Source organism: Halioglobus japonicus (assembly GCF_001983995.1).
Lineage (GTDB): Bacteria > Pseudomonadota > Gammaproteobacteria > Pseudomonadales > Halieaceae > Halioglobus > Halioglobus japonicus.
Genome location: NZ_CP019450.1, coordinates 3398266 through 3419193, shown reverse-complemented (window position 1 = coordinate 3419193; position 20928 = coordinate 3398266). Strand labels below are relative to the sequence as shown.

Annotated in this window: 20 protein-coding genes and 1 pseudogene; 12 read left to right on the top strand and 9 right to left on the bottom strand. The window is 59.7% G+C overall.

The features are described from left to right. Positions 1-7 precede the first annotated feature (7 nt). From BST95_RS16100 to BST95_RS16070, 8 genes and pseudogenes are all read left to right on the top strand, one after another. Positions 8-472 (top strand): hypothetical protein, encoded by a 465-nt coding sequence (locus BST95_RS16100; RefSeq protein ID WP_084200527.1) that lies wholly within the window; start codon positions 8-10, stop codon positions 470-472. Positions 473-703: 231 nt separating this feature from the next. Further along, positions 704-991 (top strand): hypothetical protein, encoded by a 288-nt coding sequence (locus BST95_RS16095; RefSeq protein WP_084200526.1) that lies wholly within the window; start codon positions 704-706, stop codon positions 989-991. Positions 992-1003: 12 nt separating this feature from the next. After that, positions 1004-1303 (top strand): annotated as a pseudogene (locus BST95_RS20705) (CBS domain-containing protein); the annotation flags it as partial. A gap of 29 nt (positions 1304-1332) precedes the next feature. Then, positions 1333-1854 carry a 3'-5' exonuclease gene (locus BST95_RS16085; protein WP_169843972.1) on the top strand — a complete coding sequence of 174 codons (522 nt, stop codon included), beginning with the start codon at positions 1333-1335 and terminating at the stop codon, positions 1852-1854. 202 nt (positions 1855-2056) lie between these two features. Continuing rightward, entirely contained in the window at positions 2057-3121 is a 1065-nt protein-coding gene (locus tag BST95_RS16080; RefSeq protein WP_084200523.1) for an efflux RND transporter periplasmic adaptor subunit, read from the top strand. Between the two features lies 1 nt (position 3122). Then, complete coding sequence (locus tag BST95_RS21040) at positions 3123-5219, top strand: efflux RND transporter permease subunit (RefSeq protein ID WP_276205901.1); 2097 nt, start codon at positions 3123-3125, stop codon at positions 5217-5219. Then, positions 5165-6268, top strand: coding sequence for an efflux RND transporter permease subunit (locus BST95_RS21035; protein ID WP_276205900.1), 1104 nt, complete (start codon positions 5165-5167; stop codon positions 6266-6268). Before BST95_RS21040 ends, BST95_RS21035 begins: the two co-directional genes overlap by 55 nt. Further along, the gene (locus tag BST95_RS16070) at positions 6265-6699 is read left to right on the top strand and encodes a VOC family protein (protein WP_084200522.1); all 435 of its coding nucleotides are present in this window, start codon (positions 6265-6267) and stop codon (positions 6697-6699) included. Before BST95_RS21035 ends, BST95_RS16070 begins: the two co-directional genes overlap by 4 nt. A gap of 3 nt (positions 6700-6702) precedes the next feature. Here the strand turns inward: BST95_RS16070 and BST95_RS16065 are convergent, their stop codons facing one another. The 3 genes from BST95_RS16065 to BST95_RS20695 are packed head-to-tail and all read right to left on the bottom strand — an operon-like array spanning position 6703 to position 8052. Next, positions 6703-7473 carry an NAD(P)-dependent oxidoreductase gene (locus tag BST95_RS16065; RefSeq protein WP_084200521.1) on the bottom strand — a complete coding sequence of 257 codons (771 nt, stop codon included), beginning with the start codon at positions 7471-7473 and terminating at the stop codon, positions 6703-6705. After that, a complete protein-coding gene (locus BST95_RS20700; protein WP_240500219.1) occupies positions 7454-7717 on the bottom strand; it encodes a hypothetical protein in 264 nt (87 codons plus the stop codon). The genes BST95_RS16065 and BST95_RS20700 overlap by 20 nt, the downstream gene beginning before the upstream one ends. Then, positions 7687-8052 carry a TetR/AcrR family transcriptional regulator gene (locus tag BST95_RS20695; RefSeq protein ID WP_240500218.1) on the bottom strand — a complete coding sequence of 122 codons (366 nt, stop codon included), beginning with the start codon at positions 8050-8052 and terminating at the stop codon, positions 7687-7689. Before BST95_RS20695 ends, BST95_RS20700 begins: the two co-directional genes overlap by 31 nt. Before the next feature lie 109 nt (positions 8053-8161). Between BST95_RS20695 and BST95_RS16055 the strand changes: the two genes are divergently transcribed. Continuing rightward, positions 8162-10183, top strand: a complete 2022-nt coding sequence (locus tag BST95_RS16055) for an oxidoreductase (protein WP_084200520.1) — start codon at positions 8162-8164, stop codon at positions 10181-10183. An 84-nt stretch (positions 10184-10267) separates the two neighbouring features. Beyond that, complete coding sequence (locus BST95_RS16050) at positions 10268-10819, top strand: PadR family transcriptional regulator (RefSeq protein ID WP_066048616.1); 552 nt, start codon at positions 10268-10270, stop codon at positions 10817-10819. Here BST95_RS16050 and BST95_RS16045 read toward each other — a convergent pair. Together BST95_RS16045 and BST95_RS16040 are read right to left on the bottom strand one after the other, a co-directional pair. Further along, entirely contained in the window at positions 10812-12110 is a 1299-nt protein-coding gene (locus BST95_RS16045; RefSeq protein ID WP_084200519.1) for a serine hydrolase domain-containing protein, read from the bottom strand. The genes BST95_RS16050 and BST95_RS16045 overlap by 8 nt on opposite strands. Positions 12111-12171: 61 nt before the next feature. Then, positions 12172-13947 (bottom strand): acyl-CoA dehydrogenase C-terminal domain-containing protein, encoded by a 1776-nt coding sequence (locus BST95_RS16040; protein ID WP_084200518.1) that lies wholly within the window; start codon positions 13945-13947, stop codon positions 12172-12174. 143 nt (positions 13948-14090) lie between these two features. Here BST95_RS16040 and BST95_RS16035 point away from each other — a divergent pair, with 143 nt between their 5' ends. After that, positions 14091-15401 carry a UDP-glucose dehydrogenase family protein gene (locus BST95_RS16035; protein WP_084200517.1) on the top strand — a complete coding sequence of 437 codons (1311 nt, stop codon included), beginning with the start codon at positions 14091-14093 and terminating at the stop codon, positions 15399-15401. Here the strand turns inward: BST95_RS16035 and BST95_RS20690 are convergent. From BST95_RS20690 to BST95_RS16020, 4 genes are all read right to left on the bottom strand, one after another. Beyond that, complete coding sequence (locus BST95_RS20690; RefSeq protein ID WP_240500217.1) at positions 15398-15775, bottom strand: hypothetical protein; 378 nt, start codon at positions 15773-15775, stop codon at positions 15398-15400. The genes BST95_RS16035 and BST95_RS20690 overlap by 4 nt on opposite strands. Then, positions 15772-16635, bottom strand: coding sequence for an HD-GYP domain-containing protein (locus BST95_RS16030; protein ID WP_240500216.1), 864 nt, complete (start codon positions 16633-16635; stop codon positions 15772-15774). The genes BST95_RS20690 and BST95_RS16030 overlap by 4 nt, the downstream gene beginning before the upstream one ends. A 143-nt stretch (positions 16636-16778) precedes the next feature. Then, positions 16779-17654 (bottom strand): DMT family transporter, encoded by an 876-nt coding sequence (locus BST95_RS16025; protein ID WP_146004147.1) that lies wholly within the window; start codon positions 17652-17654, stop codon positions 16779-16781. Further along, complete coding sequence (locus BST95_RS16020) at positions 17651-19120, bottom strand: M48 family metallopeptidase (protein WP_169843971.1); 1470 nt, start codon at positions 19118-19120, stop codon at positions 17651-17653. Before BST95_RS16020 ends, BST95_RS16025 begins: the two co-directional genes overlap by 4 nt. Before the next feature lie 118 nt (positions 19121-19238). Here BST95_RS16020 and BST95_RS16015 point away from each other — a divergent pair, with 118 nt between their 5' ends. Then, positions 19239-20921, top strand: a complete 1683-nt coding sequence (locus BST95_RS16015) for an ExeA family protein (RefSeq protein ID WP_338073388.1) — start codon at positions 19239-19241, stop codon at positions 20919-20921. The last annotated feature ends 7 nt before the right edge of the window (positions 20922-20928 follow it).

Below are 20928 nucleotides of genomic sequence, written 5' to 3'. Positions count from 1 at the left end.
CCAGGCAATGTTGAGTAACAAGCACGTTATTATCGCCATGATCGTCGCCCCTATTCTGGCAGTCCTCGCCTGGATCGCGGTGGGGCAACTGACGGGCGAGCAGCCTCGGGCCGCGGTGGAGGGGCAATCCTATCCTTTGGTTGAAAAGAGCAACTGCCGCTATGCGAGTGGTGCCTGCGATCTAGAGAACGAGAGTTTCAAATTGCGTCTCACTATTCAGGACGGCGCTTCCGGGCCGGAATTTCTGCTCAGCGCATCCCACCCGTTGGAGGGGGTTGTACTGGCCGTCGCTGCAACAGAAGTCGAGGGAGCACCAGTGGCTATGCGTGCCCTGGATGGTCAGGGTCTCAGCTGGCTGATGCCGCTGCAGCGGACCCCCCAGCCCACTGACAGGATTCGGTTGGTCGCTCGTGCCGATGGCAGCAGCTTTTACGCCGAGGCCTCAACGGCGTTCCTGCAGCCGGCCCAGTAGGCAATCCAAATGTCTGGCCACTACCAAGATAAGCAGGCAAACCATCAGCAAGACGATATAACGCCTCCGGAGTTGGAGACGCCTGAGCTGGTCTCACTTGCGGAATTCATTCAGCAAATGCTTCCGTTCAATGCGCTGGACGAAGCGCTCTTGTACCCAATAGTGGGTAAAATACTCATTCAGTAGCACTGTCAGGGAGACAGTTTTACGGCCGCGACCCCCGAGCGCGGTTTGCGCATTCTTCGCAGTGGCGCGGTCGAGTTGCGCGACAGCGACAATAAATTGCTTGTCCGATTGGGGGAGGGCGAGAGCTTCCACATAGCGGGTCTTAATGCCGAGCGGGGTGAGGTTATCGCCACGGTTATCGAGGACGCTCTGTTCTATCTTGTTCCCGACGACGTCTACCGTCAGCTGCGCGATAGCGATCGCAACTTCGATCGCTATTTCTCTGGACAGCGCAATCGGCGCTTGCGACGCGCCGCGCGCTACCAACCCGAGCCCAATACCATGATGCAGTAAGTGAGTACGGTGATGAGCACCGAATTGCTGACGGTTCTGCCTGATGACACGGTACAGCAAGCGGCAAAAGCGATGTCCCAGCGGCGTGTATCCTCCGCTTTTGTGGTGGAGAATGACACGCTGCTGGGCATTGTTACTGATCGGGACTTGCGGGTTCGATTCGTCGCCGAGGGCCTGCCCACGGACACCCCGGTGCGCGAGATCATGTCATCGGATATCGAATGGGTTGATGGATCGACCACGATCTTTGCCACCACGCTGTTGATGACCCAGCGCCGTTTCCACCATTTGCCGGTCAAGATTGATGGCCAGACGCGCGGCATTAATGCTGGTAGGCGCCCTTGCCGTCCACTTCGAGCGACTGGCGGCGGGTGTCGTATCTGGTCGTCGATGAGGAGATGTCGTCGCTGGACGCGGCCACCGGAGAGCTGCTCAGTGTCGGTTGGGTCATGGTCGAGAGCGGTTCGATTGTGCTGGGAACGGCGGAGCACCATCTGATCCGGGCTGAACGCTCCGTCGGCCAGAGTGCGACCATTCAACACCTGCGAGATTTCGATCTTATTGACGCCGCCAGTGTCGATCGCATCCTGACCCACTTCCTTGAGGTTGCTGCGGGTAAGGTACTGGTGTTCCACAATGCGGCACTGGACCTGGCGTTTTTGAACAAGATCAGCCGGCGTTACTTTAATGCGCCACTGTTGATGCCGGCCGTCGACACGCTGGCACAGGAGGAATTACTGCTGCGGCGCCGGGACGCACCTTTGTTGCCAGGTGCGCTGCGTCTGCAGGCATGCAGGGAGCGCTACCAGCTGCCACACTTTCACGGCGCACAATGCGCTGTTGGATGCCCTGGCTACCGCTGAATTACTGATTGCACATGCCTCGCATCGCAGTCGGAACGGAATGCTATCTTTGCGGTCTATGATGTAGCGTCTGCCTGGCAGGCGATGGTCAGATTTACAATTCTTTAGCTTTTTTCAATCTGTAAATTATCGATCTCACGTAAACTAGCTATCTTTTTGAAAGGCGCACCCGGAACGGGCGTGCCGCTTTTGAGTGTCTGGAATGCCCAAACTAGCCAAAAACCTGCTGTTGCCACTGGTAGTGATCGCCCTGGCAGCCTTGATTGCTTTTCTTATGGTCAATAGCCGGCCAGATCTGCCCCGACGTGACCGCGTAGCAGCGCTGCCACATGTCGATACGGTGGTGGTTGAGCCCGGGCCCGTGGCGGTGCAGATTCACTCGCGGGGTATTGTGACGCCGCAGCACAGTATTGAGTTGGTGAGTGAGGTTAATGGCAGAGTGGTCTGGGTTGATCCCGGCTTCCTGCAGGGCGAGGAGGTGTCTGCTGGCCAAATTTTGCTGCGCATAGATCCGATTGATTACGAGGTGGCTGTGTCTGAAGCCAGATCGGCGGTGGCCACCGCGGAGTTGGCACTTCAAGAAGCGACCGTGCTGGTACAGAAAGCCTCGATGGCGGAGGCAGAAGCCAGAGTGGCTGCTGCCAAAGAGCGCTTGCGTCAGGCCGAAGTCGATCTGGCCAACACGGAAATTCGAGCCCCCTATAACGCGGTAGTCGATGTAAAGCGTGTGGATCTGGGGCAGTACGTGACGATGGGCGCCGCGCTAATGGAGCTGCTAAGCACTGATATTGCAGAGGTGCGTCTGCCGATTTTGAGCTCTGACATTGCGTTTGTACGCGCAGGTTCTGGTCAACCCATCACCTTGACCGCGTCTTTCGGTAAGCAGCAGCTGTCCTGGGAGGCACAACTTGCACGTGTCGAACGGCGGGTCGACGAGCAGACCCGGGTGTTTTTTGGCGTGGCCCAGGTACGCAACCCCTACGATGTGAGTCTGCATGAGCAGATACTCGCACACGGTTTATTTGTAGAAGCAGTATTCCCCGGCGATGCCGTGCAGGATGCGGTGCGGCTGCCGCGTTCCGCCGTGCACAATAATGCCCACGTATACCTGGTGGAGGAGGGCAAGCTGGTGCGGCGCTCCGTGGCCGTGTTGCGGCGTGAGGGTGACGCGGTGGTAATCATTGATGGCCTGGACAGTGGTGACCCGGTGGTGTTGAGTCGTCTCGACCTGATGGTTGAGGGCATGGCGGTCGAAGCGAGTGAGTAGTATGCAGCCATTAGAGGAGACGGGGGCAATCGCCTGGATGGCGAACAACCCGGTGGCCGCCAACCTGCTTATGCTGGTGGTGTTTATCGGCGGCCTGGCGGCGATAAACAACCTCACCAAGGAAGTCTTTCCTACGTTTCCTACCGAGCTGGTCACCGTTACCGTTCCCTATCCGGGCGGTGCCACCGAGGAAGTGGAATCGGGCATTGTGCGGGTGCTCGAGGAAGAGTTGCAGGACATTGTTGGCGTAGAGGAAATTACCTCTGTGGCCCGGGAAGGTGCCGGTGTCGTGACGGTGGAAATGGAGACCGGTTCGGATATGGCCCAGGCTCTGGTGCAGATTAAAACCAGGGTAGACGGCATCACCTCGTTTCCCACCAATGCTGAAGAGGCGGTGGTGGAAGAAGTACTGGCGCGTACCCGGGCGATGAATCTTACCCTGTACGGCAACCTCGACGAGCATCAGCTCAAGGAGATGGCCGACGATATGCGCGATGAGTTGCTCGGGCTGCCGGGGATCACCCAGGTGGCCGTCGTGGGCACGCGCAATTATGAAATTGTTATCGAGGTGTCCGACGAGGCACTGCGGCGTTACGACCTCAGTTTTGATGATGTCGTCAACGCGATACAGGTGCGCTCGCGAGACCTGCCAGGTGGCAGACTGCGCACCAGCGAAGGATCTATCACCCTGCGCTCGGTCGGGCAGGCCTATACAGCCGAAGAATTCGATCGCCTCAACCTGATTACCCGGGCCGATGGCACGGTGCTGGAGGTGGGTGATGTGGCCACGGTTATCGATGGCTTTGAGGACCAGCCGATTCTTAATCGGCTCAATGGCCAGCCCTCGATCACCCTGCAGGTGGATCGAGTCGGCGACCAGGACGTGCTGGCAATGACTGACAACCTGCGTAAATTTGTCGATAGCAAACTCGACGAGCTGCCACCGGGTGTGGAGTTTACCGCCTGGGCGGATCGCAGTGAGATTCTCAAGGGACGCATCAACCTGATGCTGAACAGTGCCTTTCAGGGTGCGATTCTGGTGATGATTACCCTGGCGCTGTTTCTCAATACGCAGCTCGCCTTCTGGGTGATTCTGGGCGTGCCGTTCTCGTTCCTCGGCGCGCTGCTGGCGATTGATGTGCTCAACATCGGTATCTCGATCAACGTAATGTCGGTGTTCGGCTTTATCCTGGTGCTGGGTATGCTGGTGGACGACGGTATTGTCACCGCCGAGAGTGCCTACGCGCAGCTGGAGGAGGAGCGCAAGGGCGTTGACAGTGTGGTGCGCGGCGTCCGGCGAGTGACCGTGGCCACCGTGTTTGGCGCGTTGACCACCATGATTGCATTCTCGCCGGCCTACGGGCTAAGCGAGGGGATTGGCCGGCTGTTTTCGGTGATTACGCCGATTGTGGTGTTCAGTTTGTTGTTTTCCCTGATTGAAACCAAGCTGATCCTGCCCGCCCACCTGCGCCATATTCGCATCGATCACGACAGCGAACCCGGCCGCGGCCCGCTCGGTTGGCTTCAGCGCGCCCAACGTCGCTGTACCGAGGGCATGGTCAATTTCAGCGAGAATGTATACCGGCCGGTGCTGCAGCTCGCAGTGGAATTTCGCTACGTCACGGTGGCGATCTTTATCGGCTCGCTGTTGATCACCATCGCCCTTGTGCCCTCGGGCATTGTGCGCTTCGTGTTTTTCCCTAACGTGCCGTCCAACAGCGTTAATATCGATTTGCAAATGCCCAATGGCACGGCCTGGCAGCAAACCCATGAGTACGCCCTGAAAATTGAACAGGCGGCCATGGCCATGAATGATCGCTACCGGGAGGAAACCGGCGAGGCCGACGGCGTGATAGTGGAGCTGCTGACCACCTCCAGCGCCGATACCGAGGCGCGGATTCAGGTAGAGCTGTTGCCGAGTACCGAGCGCGATATTACCTCCATGCGCCTCGCCGGCTGGATACGCGAGGCGCTGGGCGAAGTCAGTGGCGTGCAGTCGCTGACTTTTGATTCCAACGCGGGCCGGGCGGGTCACCGATTGACGTGGAGTTGTCGGGCGACGATCTTGACGAGATGCGCTCTGCCGCACAGGCCCTGAAACTGGCGCTGGTGGATTTTGAAGGCGTTTCCGATATTCGCGATACCTTTGATGCCGGCGGCCCGGAACTGGATATCCGGGTGACGCCCGAAGGCGAAGCCCTTGGTCTGGGGCAGGTAGAGCTGGCCCGCCAAGTGCGCCAGGCGTTCTTCGGTGCAGAGGTGCAGCGTATTCAGCGCGAGCGTCATGAAGTGCGGGTTTACGTTCGATTGCCGGCCCAGGAGCGAGGATCCCTCGACGCATTGCGGCTGCTCTGGATCGATGTGCCGGGCCACGGCAAGGTGCCCTTTGATGTGGTGGGCGAGGCGGTCGAGCACACTGGCATTAGCGTCATTAATCGATTTAATCGTCAGCGTGTCGTGAATGTGCGGGCCGATGTCGATCGCACCCTGGTGGAGCCGGGCAAGGTCAACGCTGAAATCGTCACTGAGATTCTGCCGGATGTCCTGGCTCGCCATCCCGGTGTAAAGCACCGGCTTGCCGGTGAAGCCGAAGAGCAGGCGGAAACCACCAGTTCGCTCGAGCTGGGCCTGGTTGTCATCCTGCTGGTGATTTATGCCGCGCTGGCGGTACCGCTACGCAGTTATACGCAGCCACTGCTGATTATGGCGGTGATACCGTTCGGGATTACCGGGGCCATTCTGGGGCACCTTATTCTTGGGGCAGATGTCAGCATGCTCTCTGCCATTGGCATACTCGGGCTGATCGGCATTGTCGTTAACGATAGCCTGGTGCTTGTCGATCACGTGAATCACCGCCTCAAGGATCGCGGCGAGTACTGGAAAGAGGCGGTGATTACCGGCGCTGTGCGCCGCTTCCGTCCCGTGGTGCTTACCTCAATGACGACCTTCCTCGGCCTACTGCCGATTCAACTTGAGACAGCCATCCAGGCGCAGTTTGTGAAGCCCATGGCGACCTCGGTGGCCTTCGGCGTGTTGTTTGCCACTGGTGTCACGCTGGTACTGGTGCCTGTACTGTATTTTGTCGGGCGCGATATTCGCGACTTGTTTGTCGGGCCGGAAGCACAAGGACAAGAGGTGAATGTATGAAGCTGACGCCGTTTCATCTGGCCGTGCAGGTGCGGGATATCGCAGAGGCACGCCGTTTTTATGGTGAAGGTCTCGGCTTTGCCGAGGGACGCAGCGCCGAGCAGTGGGTGGACTTCGATATGTTCGGGCACCAGTTTGTGGTGCACCACAATCCCGCACTGGGGCTCGACGGGCAGATCGCCCAGATCAGCAATGCCGTCGATGACCACAGTGTGCCGGTACCGCACTTCGGTGTGGTGCTGGAATTTCCTGACTGGGAACAACTGGCGGCGCGGGCCCGGGCGCTCGTGGATAACTTTATCATCGAACCTTATATCCGCTTCGAAGGGCAACCGGGCGAGCAGGGCACGATGTTCTTTGCGGACCCTTCGGGGAATGCGCTGGAATTTAAGGCGTTTCGGGATATCGAAGCCGAGTTGTTCGCTACCTAGGCTTCAGTCGCTGGCCAGAAAAGGCGCGCGCCGCCTGAATTGTCCATTCTCGATTTCATCCAGCGCAAATCGGGCCAGCGCCCCCGCCTGGACCCGCCAGCCCGGTGGCGTCGAAAGCGACATATCCGCCACGTTTTCACCCATGGCCGATTCGATCAGGGGACATCGCAGCAAGATCCATGGGATTGGGCTTTCTGCCAGCAACTCATATTCCCGCTGTCGATCGGCCGCCAATGTCGGATAGCGCCACAGCGCCAGTCGCCTCATCACCTTCCCGCTGAAATTGCGCTCATCGACCGATAACTTCACAGCTGCACCACTGACGATCAGGTACGGCCTCGTCGCCGTATTGCTCATGGCCGCAATCACGTTAGACGTCGTCCGGCTGTTTAGATTTTCAGGCCCGTTCGCGCCGGGGCCAATGGCACTGATAACGGCGTCACTGCCTTCGAGCAGGGCGGCAATAGTCGACGGATCAAGGGCGTCACCGACCACAACTTCAACCCGATCGGACAGGTAGGTGAACCTGTCGCTGGCGCGGCTGAGTAAGCGTATCCGATAGCCTCGGGCCAGGGCTTCGCGCAGCAGATAGCCCCCGGTCATGCCGGTGCCGCCGAGCAGGGCGATGGTTTTCTCTCTGGAGACGGGCGCGCTGGCTGATTGAATTGACGCGGGGTCGAGTCGGGTTTGTGTGGGGGCACAGCCCACTACGGCGAAAGCCAGCAGGAGCAGGCCCAGGCTGCGGCGGACGCGACTAATCCAGTTTGAGTTCATGCCAGAACATGGCCGCCGCCTGGTCACAGGCCGGGCCCATGGCTTCCCGATCGAGGTAAATGCCGTCGATGAGCAGGCGGCTCATACCGTGTAGCGTGCTCCAGCTCACCTGGGCGTAGCGCAGCGGGTCGAGGTGCGCCGAGACCGCGCCCTGTTCGAGCCAGTGGCGCACCTGTTCCAGGTACATTTTAAAGGCGCTGTAGGCCTCCTGCTTCAGGGTTTCGGTAATCCCGGGGACTTCCACAGCCGGCTGCCAAACATCAGGTCGTAGTATTCGACGTTATCGAGTGCGAAATCCAGATACTCGCGCACAAAGCGCTGTAGCCGCTGTTCCGAAAGATTGCCGGCATCCAGGCTCAGGACTTCGATGTAGCGCCGGAAGCCCTCTTCAGCAATGGCACACAGCAGTTCCTGTTTGTCTTTGAAATGGTGGTAGGGGGCCGTGCGCGAGACGCCCACCCGGGCCGCCAGCTGGCGCATGGACAGCCCCGCTTCGCCTTCTTCACGCAGCAATTCTGCGGCGGCATCGAGCAGGCTACGGCGCAGGTCGCCGTGGTGATAGCGCGTCTTTTCAGTCATGGGGGCATCATACATTTAATCTTGACAGTGTCAAAATTGAGGCTAGAATGGCTTGTCATAACTTGACGGTGTCCAGATGGGCCCATTGCCACACGCTTGGAGAATTCACATGACCGCATACCCCAAGATGCTAGAACCACTTGATCTCGGCTTTACCACGCTGCGCAACCGCGTGCTGATGGGGTCGATGCACACTGGCCTTGAAGAGGCCCCGGATGGCCATGAGCGTATGGCCGCGTTTTTTGCCGAACGGGCTCGAGGCGGTGTTGGGCTCATTGTTACGGGCGGGTTCGGCCCGAACAAGCGTGCCGCGACCCACGAGCACACCAAGATGCTGTCCTCTGAGGCGGACTGCGCAGACCACAAGATCATTACCGATGCTGTGCACGCCGAGGGCGGCAAAATCTGCATGCAGATTCTGCACACGGGGCGCTACGCCTTTAACGAAAATCCGATCGCGCCTTCGGCAGTGCAGGCGCCGATTAATGTGTTCAAGCCCAAGGCCGCGACGGAAGACGAAATTGAGCAGCAGATTGAAGATTTCGTCCGCATGTCAGTGCTCGCCCAGAAGGCGGGCTACGATGGCGTTGAAATCATGGGTTCGGAAGGTTACTTCCTGAACCAGTTCCTGGCGGCACGCACCAACCACCGTGAAGACGAGTGGGGCGGCAGCTATGAAAACCGTATGCGCCTGCCTGTAGAGGTCGTGCGCCGGGTACGCGAAGCTGTGGGCGAGGCGTTTATCATCATCTACCGCTTGTCCATGCTCGACCTGGTGGAAGGGGGCAGCTCGACCGAGGAAATTATCCAGTTGGGCAAGGCGGTGGAACAGGCCGGGGCGACGATTATCAATACCGGTATTGGCTGGCACGAGGCGCGCATTCCGACCATTGCCACCAAGGTGCCCCGTGCTGCGTTTACCTGGGTGACTGCACGCTTCCGCAAAGAATTATCAGTGCCAGTGGTGACATCCAACCGGATCAATACACCGGAGGTGGCCGAAGAGGTCCTGGAGCGCGGCGATGCGGACATGGTCTCTCTGGCGAGACCGTTCCTGGCGGACGCGTTCTTCGTCCAGAAGGCGGCCGAAGATCGCGCCGATGAGATTAATACCTGCATCGGTTGCAACCAGGCCTGCCTCGATCACGTGTTCTCCGGCAAGATGACCAGCTGTCTGGTTAACCCCCGCGCCTGCCACGAGACTGAGCTGGTGATTGAGCCGGCGGCCGAGAAAAAGACCTTTGCCGTGGTCGGTGCCGGCCCTGCTGGATTGGCCTTTGCCACCACTGCTGCCAGCCGAGGCCACACCGTGACCCTGTTCGATGGCGCCGATGAAATCGGTGGTCAGTTCAATATCGCCAAGCTGATCCCGGGCAAGGAAGAATTTTACGAGACTCTGCGCTATTTCCGGGGCGAACTGGAGCGTACCGGGGTTAATGTGCAACTGGGTACCCGGGTATCTGCTGATGACCTTGCCGATGGCGAATTTGACGAAGTGGTTCTGGCGACAGGTATTACGCCACGTGTGCCCGCGATTGAAGGTGTCGATCATCCCAAGGTGCTGAGCTACCTAGATGTGCTCAGGGACAAAAAACCAGTGGGTGAAAAAGTTGCCGTTATTGGCGCTGGAGGCATTGGTTTTGATGTGTCGGAATACCTGACTCACGGCGAAGAAACGCCCTCCACCAATATCGAGCAGTTTATGCAGCAGTGGGGTGTGGATATGAACCTCGAGGCCCGCGGCGGCATTGAGGGTGTGCAGGCAGTGGTGCCGCCTTCACCGCGTCAGGTAAGCCTGCTGCAACGCAAGGCCAGCAAGGTCGGCGGCGGCCTGGGTAAAACCACGGGCTGGATTCATCGCGCGGGTCTTGAGCAGAAGGGCGTGCGCATGATGCCCGGCTGCGAGTATCACAAGGTTGATGACGCGGGCCTGCATATCTCCATTGGCGGTGAAGCCAAGGTACTGGAGGTCGATAACGTCATTCTGTGTGCCGGACAGGAGCCCAACCGCGAACTGGCGGCAGGCTTGAACGGCAAGCCGGTGCACCTAATCGGCGGTGCCGATGTGGCAGCGGAGCTGGACGCCAAGCGCGCCATCGATCAGGGCACCCGCCTGGCCGCAGCCGTGTAAAACGTTGCAATCTTTTGCACTCCATCGGCGAAGGTCTATGCTTATCACGAGATAATGTAGAACTGACGCCGTTGGAGTTTTGCCATGGCACTCGCCCAGGCAATCATGACATCACTGTTGGATGCTGACCTGTCTGGGTCGGAGCTCGCTCGCGACTTTGAAAAGTCCATGGGTTTTTTCTGGCAGGCATCCCATCAGCAGATCTACCAGGAGCTGCGTAAGCTGGCGGAAAAGGGCTGGCTTAACAAGCGCGAGGTCAACCAGAGCGGTAAGCCCAATAAAATTGTCTACGGGCTGACCCTGGCCGGTCGCGAGGCCCTGGCCGACTGGGTGTTCGGCCCTACCAAGGTGCAGCCCACCAAGGATGAGCTGCTGCTCAAACTCTATAACCTGACCGAAAACAATGTGGAGCACCTGGTCGGTGAGATCAGCCGCCGTCGCGAAGAGGTGATGCAGCGCCTGTATCTTTACGAGGCCATTCGTCGACGTCACTACGATGCGCCCGAAGAATTGCCGGTGCGCCACAAAGGTGTCTTTCTCGCCCTGCAATCGGGTATTCACCAGGGCGAGCAGTTTCTGACCTGGTGCGACGAGGCACTCGCACTGCTGGCGACGGTGGAAAAGGCCCCTAGCTAGACGCCAGAAAATCCAGTGATTGCTTGTGCATATCCCTCACTGGCGGGCAGTGACGTGAAATCCCCCACAGTAGCCGCGGCAGCGCTAGCAGATGGCTGCCAATAACCGGTTTGCCGCTGTTGAGGATGGCGACGGAGATATCCCGCTCGGGATCGGCCCAGCAGAACACGTTGGACAGGCCCAGGTGGCCGTAGGCGTAGTGGCTGTTCTTGCCATAGATCCCGGCGGGGCTGCCGCCTAGCATAAAGCCAGGGCTGTAGCGCATGGGCACTTTAAGTGAAGCGTCGATCTCGGCTTTGCCCGCTTCCTGGATGGCGCGGTGCACCGTCAGCGGCTGCATGATCTGTTTGCCGTCATACCTGCCATAGTCGAGCATCATCTGGAAAAAGCGGCTCGCCTCTTCGGCAGTAGCGTACATGTTGCCCGAGGGCAGGACGGAGCTCATGAACTCGTCGGAGTTCGTCACATCCATGACTTCCATGTAGTCCAGACCGAGCACGTTTTTCAGGGTCTCGCCGATATAGCCTCCAAGGGGCAGGCCGGTGAAGCGGTTCTCAGCGGCGCGGGGGATATCCCGTGCGGTCAGGCCGTAGCGGAAGTAACGCATGCCCATGGGTTTGCGCACATGAGCGTCCAGGTACTGGGAAACCGTTTTGCCGGTGGTGCGTCGAATCAATTCATCCAGCAGAAAGCCACCGGTAATGGCGTGATAGGCCGAGGTGCGACCCAAGGCGTCGATCGGGTCTGCGGCGCAAATGGCCGCCACTGCGGCTTTGCGGTCGAACAGCAGTGAGGGATCGACGTTCTCGCCGAGTCCGGGCACGCCGGCGCGGTGGGCCAGCAGTTGGTAGATGGTGATATAGCCTTTGCCGTTCGCTGCGAACTCGGGGATGTAATAACTGAGCGGGTCCATGAGGTGGATTTTGCCCTGCTCCTCAAGCAGGTGGACGAGCATGGCGCTAACCGACTTGGAGGCCGAGAACAGGCAGACCGGCGTGTTCACGCTGGCAATCACCGCATCGTCGCTATGCGCGTCGCCACGCTGGTAGCCGAGGCTGCGGTTCAGCACGATCTTGCCACTGCGGCGAATACACAGGCTGAGCAGTGGATGCATGCCGGTGCGGAACAGTCTGAGCGTGTCGTGCCAGATGGCGTCAACGCCGGCCTGGGACAGGCCGACGTCTTGCGGGTCGGTTTCGTTGGCGGAGTCGATATCGATGAGCGAATCGATATCGTCCGGTAGCGGGGTGCGGTTAAAGCGTGCTTCCAGGCTCTTGCGGAGCATGCGCATGGCTGATCTCCTGTGCGTCCGGGATCAGCTTACTCCTCTTGAGCCATGCATAAAAGGAACATCACAGGTGCAGCAGTGATTCCTCCAGATCCATGACGGATCCCGCGCCGGCCACGGCTGCTCGCGCATGTGCTTCCGCTCTGGGCAGAATGCGTTGGAAGTAAAAACGTGCTGTGGCGAGTTTGGCGGTGTAGAAGTCGCCGTCTTGTTGCAGGGCAATCTCCGCCATTTGGGCCCACATATAAGCGAGGGCAACATAGCCACCAAACAACGTGTAATCAACACTTGCGGCGCCGATTTCATCGGCGTTTTCCATGGCCTTCTCGCCAACCTGCATGGTGATCTCACCCCATTGGGCGTTAACGGCAGCCAGCGGCTCAATAAATTCGCTGATGGCGCTGTTGCCGGCCTGGGCTTCACAGAATTTGTGAACACGCTTGGTGAAGTTGCGCAGCAATTTGCCTCCGGACCCCATGACCTTGCGCCCGAGCAGGTCCAGTGACTGGATGCCGGTGGTACCCTCGTAAATGGTGGCAATGCGCATGTCGCGCAACAGCTGTTCCATGCCGTGTTCGCGAATGTAGCCATGGCCGCCGAACACCTGTACCCCGAGATTGGTGACCTCGACACCGGTCTCGGTGCAGAAGGCTTTGGCGATTGGTGTCAGCAGCGACATGAGGTCGTCTGCCTCTGCGGCCTGTTCTTCGCTGCCGTACTGCGTCAGGTCGTTAAGACGCGACAGCCAGTGAATAAACGCGCGCGAGCCTTCGATCAGGGCTTTCTGGGTCATCAGCATGCGCCGTACATCCGGATGGGCGATGATCGGATCGGCCGGCCCGTCGGGATTCTGCACGCCAGAGAGGGCGCGCATCTGCAGGCGCTCGCGGGCGTAGGCGAGGGCGCCCTGGAATGCCGCTTCGCCCAGGCATACACCTTGCAGCGCAGTGCCGAGGCGGGCGGTATTCATGATCTTGAACATCACTTCCAGGCCCCGATTCTCCTCGCCCAGCAGGAAGCCGGTAGCGCCGTCGAAGTTCATCACGCAGGTGGCGCTGCCCTTAATGCCCATCTTGTGCTCGATCGAGCCGCAGTGAACCGCGTTGCGCTCGCCGAGGCTGCCGTCGTCGTTGACCATGACCTTGGGTACCAGGAACAGGGAGATACCCGAGGTACCTTCAGGAGCGCCTTCTACACGTGCCAGCACGGCGTGAATAATATTCTCGGTAATGTCCTGCTCGCCGCCGGAGATGAATATCTTGGTGCCGGTAATGGTATAGCTGCCATCGCCGTTGGGATTTGCCTTGGTGCGTAGGAGGCCGACGTCGGAGCCGCAGTGGGACTCAGTCAGGCACATTGTGCCCGCCCACTCCAGCGAATACAGCTTGGGCAGGTAGGTGGCTTTCTGCGCTTCGGTGCCGCCGGCGCGTATGCAGGTAATGGGAGCGTGGGCCAGGCCCGGGTACATGCTCCAGGCGTAGTTGGCCGCGGCGGTCATTTCAGTGAGCAGGGTGCTCATGGAGCCTGGCAGGCCCTGGCCGCCTTCGTCCGTGGGAATGGACAGGCTCTGCCAGCCCGCTTCGCCGTACTGGCGGAAGGCCTCGGCGAAGCCCTCCGGCGTGCTGACCTGGCCGTTGTCGAAATCGCAGCCCTGTTCGTCGCCGTTGCGATTGAGCGGGGCGAGCACGTTCTCGGCAAATTTGGCGCCACCGTCGACAATGGCGTCCCATAGGTCTTCAGTCAGCGGTTCACAGCCGTCGAGCTGCTGGTAGTGATCCATACCCAACAGTTCCTTGTTAACAAAGGCCATGTCGGTCAGGGGCGCGCGATAGTCAGGCATTACTAAATCCGTGATGTTTTCAGTGGGCGTACTACACCAGTTCGCGAATGCTGCAGCAATGCTCCCTCGGGCCAATAAAAAATGTCACAATGATCAGCGATCATCCGCCATCTGGTGGTCAGGAATCCAAGGAGTTTTAAGGAATGAATGTAGTCATGATCGGTGCCGGCTATGTCGGGCTGGTGTCCGGGGCCTGTTTTTCGGAATTCGGCGCCAATGTCATGTGTATCGATCTCGACGCGGAGCGCGTCGAGCGATTGGCGGCGGGCGAAATGCCCATTTATGAGCCAGGCCTCGAAAACCTGGTGGAGCGGAATCTTGATGACGGGAGGCTGCAGTTCGGCACAGACCTGGCAGCAGCGGTGAGTGAGGCCGATCTGGTGTTTATTGCCGTCGGTACACCGACCCGGCGCGGTGAGGGCTATGCGGACCTCAGCTACGTGTACCAGGCCGCCCGCGACATAGCGCCTCACCTGAGTGGCTATACCGTTGTTGTGGACAAATCCACGGTGCCCGTGGGTACCGCGGCGGAAGTGAAGCGGATTATTTCGGAGACCAACCCGGAAGCCGATTTCGATGTGGCCTCCAATCCGGAATTTTTGCGCGAAGGGGCGGCGATCGGGGATTTCATGCGGCCCGACCGGGTGGTGCTCGGGGTTGAGTCTGAGCGCGCCGAGCGAGCGCTGCGCGAGCTTTATCGGCCCCTCAACTTGATAGAGGCGCCCATTCTGGTGACGGACCTGGAGAGCGCCGAGCTCACCAAGTACGCTGCCAATGCCTTTCTGGCCACCAAGATCAGCTTTATCAATGAAATCTCCCAGCTTTGTGAAGAGGTGGGGGCCGACGTACACGCGGTGGCCAAGGGCATGGGGCTCGATGGGCGCATCGGCAAAAAGTTTCTCCACGCCGGTCCGGGTTATGGGGGCTCCTGTTTTCCCAAGGACACCCTGGCTCTGGTGCGTACAGCCCAGGAGTACGGTGTGTCCTCGCGCATTGTTGAGGCGGTAGTGGAAGTGAATGCGGCGCAAAAAGCCCGCATGGTGACCAAGATTCGGCACGCCCTGGACGATACGGTGTCGAGTAAGCGTATTGCGGTTTTGGGACTGACCTTCAAACCCGGTACCGACGACATGCGCGACGCCCCGGCCCTAACGATTCTGCCGCAGCTGGTGGACCGCGGTGCCGATATTATTGCCCACGACCCCCAGGGCATTGATGAGGCTCGCGAGCTGCTGCCACCGCAGGTCAGCTACAGCGATGATATTTATGCCACGATAGAAGGCGCCGATGCGGTCGTGTTAATGACTGAGTGGAACGCCTATCGCGGCCTGCATTTCAAGCGGGTTCGAGAGCTGATGCGGGGCAATGTCTTTGTCGATCTGCGCAATGTCTACGAACCACAGACCATGCGTGACCACGGTTTCCACTATGCCTGTGTGGGCCGCGAGGCCTAGAGATTAAGCTGGTAGTTGCCCAGGTGAATACCGTGGGTACCGGGGGGTAGGTTGGAGGCAATCGCCACAGGCTCGCCCCGACTGCGCCCCGACGCTTCCTGTAAATCCACCAGCTTTGGTGTGTCGTACTCGCGTTTACGCGGGTCCAGCACCAGGATGATTTTGGGCAGCAGGCGACGGGTGCGGCTGTCCGCTACTACGATGCCGACCTCACCGCTGGTCAGTTCCACCAGGGTGCCCGCGGGGTAAATGCCGATAGCCTGGATAAAGGCCTCCACCAATTCGCTCTGGAACAACTGGTCGCGCTCCTGGTAAAGCTCGCGCAGGGCATCTGCGGGTGCCTTGGCTGGCGCGTAGGGTCGCTCTGAGGTCATGGCGTCGTAGGCATCGACAATCGCCGCGAGGCGGGCAAAGGGGGAATGTTGTCGCCGCTCAAGCCGCGCGGGTAGCCGCTGCCATCCCAGCGCTCGTGGTGGAAACCCACCATGTCGAGTACATCCTGATTCTGAATGCCGCTTTTTTTCACCAGATGCACACCGTGGGCCACGTGATGCCGCACTTCGCGCATTTCCTCCGGCGTCAGGGTACGCTCGGCCCGCAGTAATTCCGGGTCCACCAGCAGCTTGCCCACGTCCATCAACATGCCGCCTACGGCGAGCGAGCGCAGATCGTGGCGCTGCATACCGAGCTGGCGGCCCAGGGCAATCGCCCAGATGGTGGTACTGATGGAGTGGTGATAGCTGTACTCATCGTGCTGTTTGAGTCGCCCCAGCCACAAACAGGCATCCGGGTTGCGACTGATACTGTCGATGAGAGGGCTGGCAACTTTCTTGATCCGCACCGCATCGATCTTGCCGCGAACCGCTGCCTGGTCGTAAATGTCGCTGATGTCGACCACGAGCTTGTCGAGCGCGGCCTTGGCTCGCGGGTGCTCGTCTTTCCAGTCGTTGGCGTCGCGGTAGGGGGTGAGATTGCGGCCGGTAAAAATAGCGTCAAGTGGGATGCGGTTGCGCCCCACCTGGCCCTGACGGGCTATCTTAGGGGTAATGTAGCGACTCTTGCGCGTATCGATATAGACGAAGTTGCACAACTCGCGCACCTGGCGCAGGTCATCGTCTGATTCGAGGAGAAACCCCTGGGTATAGAACGGTGTTCCCAGCCACGGCCTGTCCAGTCCACTGACGAACATGCCCATGGCGAGATCGGAAACACTGACTTTCAGGGTTTGGAGCATGGCGCCCAGCCCAACTCAACTACTATTGCAGCGTTGAACATATCCCATGGTCCGGGGGATGTCCGTTAAAACCTCGACATTTCTGCAATTACTGCGAAACAGGTCAAAAAAGCAGCAAGGGGTTAAATTTGGCCAATATTCGGCTAGCGGACGCTGGCGTGCCGCTGGCGGGCGAGGTATACCGTTAACAGGCCGCCTGCAATGACCAGCGCACTGCCCAGCAGCGACCAGGCGTCGGGTACCTGGCCCCAGATAAGCCAACCCCAGAACCCGCCGAGCACCACAGCGAAGTAGTTGATCGGTGCAATATGGTGGGCCGGCGCCAGGGAGTAGGCGAGGGTATACAGGCGTAATGTGAAGTAGATGGCGACACCCACGTAAAGCATGGCCAGCCAGATCTGCCAGTCGAGCCCGCTGAAATCGCCGATGCTAAAGGGTGCGACGCAGGCCAGCGACAGCACAAAGTAGTAGAACAGGATGCGCGAGGCCGGCTCGGTGGGAGCCAGTTTGTGGGTGGCGACCATGGAGATCGCCAGGCAGAGCGCCGACAGGAATCCGCCGGCGTGCCACCAGCTCAGCCCTTCCGCGCTGGGCCGGAGAATCACGCCCACACCGATAAAGCCGATAATCAGGGGCAGCCACGAACTGGCAGTGATGCGCTCCTGACTCCAGGCCCACACGACCAGGGGCACGGTGAGTGGAGCGCTCTGGCGCAGCAACATGGCATCGACCATGGGGATGTTGTCGAGCGCCGCATAGAACAGATAGAACCCCAGTACCCCGACGGCGCCGCGAAAAAGGTGCAGGCCTGCCTTTCGCGTGCGCAGATTGTGCAGTCCGGGGCGCAGGGTAATGGGCAGGCACAGTAACAGGCAGATCAGGTATTGCACGGTCACAATGGCTTCCGTGCTGGCTTGGCTGGAGGCTAACTTGGTGGCGACCGCTGCCGTACTGGCAATGGTCACCATGAGCAGGGACAGGTATATCGCCCGCCTGACGTTGGAGGGGCTTGTGGTCACTCGAGGCCCTGGTAGCGTTCTTCCCGCGCGTACTTACGCCGTTCTCCCTCGCCTTTATAGTCGTCGCTCAGGCCATTCATGGAGGCGCTGAATTTGGGGCCCCACTGGCTGCCCAGACGTTGGGTCCAGGCCGTCAGCGATTCGCCCGGAGCGATGCTGGCGGTACGCAGGCGCAAACCGCCGACACTGTCACGCTCTGAGCTTGTCAGTGGGCGCATGCTGGCGACGGTCTCGCGGAGCTGTGGGCGGAACTTCTCCAGGCCCATGGCCATAATCGTGTAACTGCCTTCCGGGGTAGCAAAAAATACATAGTGCAGGCTGACCGGCGCCTCGCCGCTGCTGTCGGTGTACGTGAGCTGGTGTCCAGGCCAGTCGCCGATGGTCACTGGGCGATTCATGTCGGGGCTGATTTCTGCCCGGTCGCGCATGCGGGTCACCAGGGCCGCTGCATAGCCTTCCGGGCTGAATTCGCCGGCGTTGGAACCCAGAGCAATATAGGCGCCTTGCTCGTCCTGCTCACCTGCGCCGACGAAGCGGGGCGTGTTCACTGTCTCCCAGCTTTCGGGGAAGGTGATGGTGAGATCCATATCGAAACTGAGAAACTGGTTGTCATCGACAAAGATGCCCTGCTGCGGATTCTGGGTGCCCCACCACATACCGTCCAGCGTCTGATACAACTCATCACGCGTGGCGATCGGTGCGGTGGTGGAATAGGTCAGGCCGGCGATGGTCTTGGCAATATCCTCAACGCGTTGCGGCGTCGTAGGATGGGTGTCCATGTAGTCAGCTTCGTGGTGCTCACCGGTAAGCAGGTACAGGGTGCGTTCGATGCCTTCCAGCGCAGCCGCCAGGGCGTGAGGGTCATAGCCCGCATCGGCAGCCAGACGCAGGCCGTACTCATCCGCTTCGGTTTCCTGCTCACGGCTATAGCCCGACAGGTAGACCTTGCCCGCGTGCTCGATCGGCGAGTTAATCATGTTGCCGAGGTCCTCGCTGACCACGCCGACAGCGCGACCGGGCAGGGTGAGCAGGCCTGTGCCCAGCGAGCGTCCCATTTGGCGCACATGGTGGCGGCGGGTCACGTGACTGATCTCGTGAGCCAGTACGCCGGCGAGCTCATCCTCGCTGTTCATTTGCGAGAGCAGGCCGCGCGAGACATAAATGAAACCACCGGGTGTGGCGAAAGCATTGGGCTCGAACTGGTCCACAACGGCGAAATTGAACGTGTACGGGGTGTCTACCAGATGCGAGGCCAGGCGTTGTCCAACCTTGTTAACGTAGGCTGTCAGCGCGGGGTCGTGATACAGGCCGATCTGCTCGCTCACCTGCTGTGACATGGCCTGCCCGGCAGAGGTTTCTGCCTCGGGGGTGATCACGGTGGTGATGCAACCGCTGAGGTTGATGACCGCTGTGTAAGACAGCAGGCGTGCCAGAAAGCGGGGAGAGAAAACGGCAGAGGCAGACATAGTTGTCATTCCGAATCGTTGCTTTGAGTGGCCTGCATTATCCCAGCACAATCTGAAGCGGTCCATGCTCGAGCGCAATCGACAGTTGTCGGTGTGATATAGCGGACGATGGTGCATAATGCCCTGCATGTATTTTCAGTACTTTGGACTCAACGAGGCTCCATTTTCCATCGCCGTCAATCCGCGTTATTTGTTTATGAGCGCGCGGCACCGCGATGCCCTGGCGCATCTGCTGTATGGAGTGGGCGCGGGCGGTGGTTTTATTCTGCTAACTGGCGAGGTCGGTACCGGCAAAACCACGATCAATCGCTGCCTGCTCGAACAGCTGCCCGAGGACACGGATCTCGCGATTATTCTCAACCCCGCGCTCAATGCTATGGAGCTGTTGGCTACAGCCTGTGATGAGCTGGGAATTGAGTACGATCGGGAAGGACATACGCTGAAGAGCCTCACCGATGCCCTGCACGCCTACCTGCTGGAGAATCACAGCAAGGGGCGCAAGACCGTGCTGATGATTGACGAGGCACAACACCTGGATTTTGAGGTGTTGGAGCAGATTCGCCTGCTGACCAACCTCGAAACTAACAGCGAGAAACTGCTGCAGATTATTCTCATCGGCCAACCGGAACTGGCGCAGCTGCTCGCGCGACCAGAACTGCGCCAGCTAAACCAGCGCATTACCGCACGTTATAACCTGGAACCGCTGAACCTCGCCGAGACCGGCGCTTATATCCAGCATCGCCTGCAGGTGGCTGGCATGACAGCGGATCGGCAGATATTTCCACCGGCGGTGGTCAAGGGTATATATCGGCAGACCCGGGGTATCCCCAGGCTGATCAACGTACTCTGTGACCGTATTATGCTCGGTGCCTATGGCCGCAATAAGGGCCGCGCCGATATGGCGATGCTGCGCCTGGCCACGCGCGAGGTCATGGGCGAAGAGATGACGTCGACATCGGCGGGTCGCTGGTGGCCCTGGGCGGGCGCCGCTGCGCTGATGGCCATGCTGTTTGCCGGAGGTTGGTGGTATTACGGGGAATTGGCCCAGACGCCAGCCCGAGCGCAGTCACCAACAGCCAATCAAACCATTCCGATGGCGGCGTCTGTGGCTACTGCCCCTGCCCCTGTCGAGGAGCCGATGGCCGAGCCTGAGCCTGAGCCTGAGCCTGAAGCCACGCCAGAGATTAACTGGCTCTTGGCACCCGAAGAGGCCGAGGGCCTGTTGTGGTCAATGCATTCGCGTCAAGCCTACCTCGGATCACTGTGTGAGTCTCGGCAAGAGCCTGGCCTGCGCTGCGGCGACGGCGTGGTGTCCACCTGGGATGAACTCACTATTTATGATCGCCCGATTCTGATCAACCTGGTGACGCCGGAGCGGTTTGCTGCCGCGGCCCTGTTGTTGGGCGTGCAGGGTCGCGAGGCCTGGGTTGTGGATGCCAATGGCTCCGTGCAAAGCCTCGCACTCGCCGAGATGGCACCGATGTGGGACGGCAATTACCGCTTTCTCTGGCGCGCCCCGGCTACCTTTGAGCAACCCCTGGCCGAGGGCGATGAAGGACCGGCGGTGGTTGATGTAGCGGCCCTGTTTGCACGTTTGGACGGGCAGACACGCCCACTGACCACGCGTCGTTTCAATCGCGCGCTGACCCAGCGTGTCATCTATTTCCAGGAAGCGCGTGGGCTTGAGGCTGACGGTGTCGTGGGAGAACAGACCCTGCAGCAACTGAATGCAGCGCTGGGCATAGATCCAGTGGCCAGTGCCCTGCGCCAGCAATTGGCGGACGGCTCCGCCGCGCAATGAGGAACAT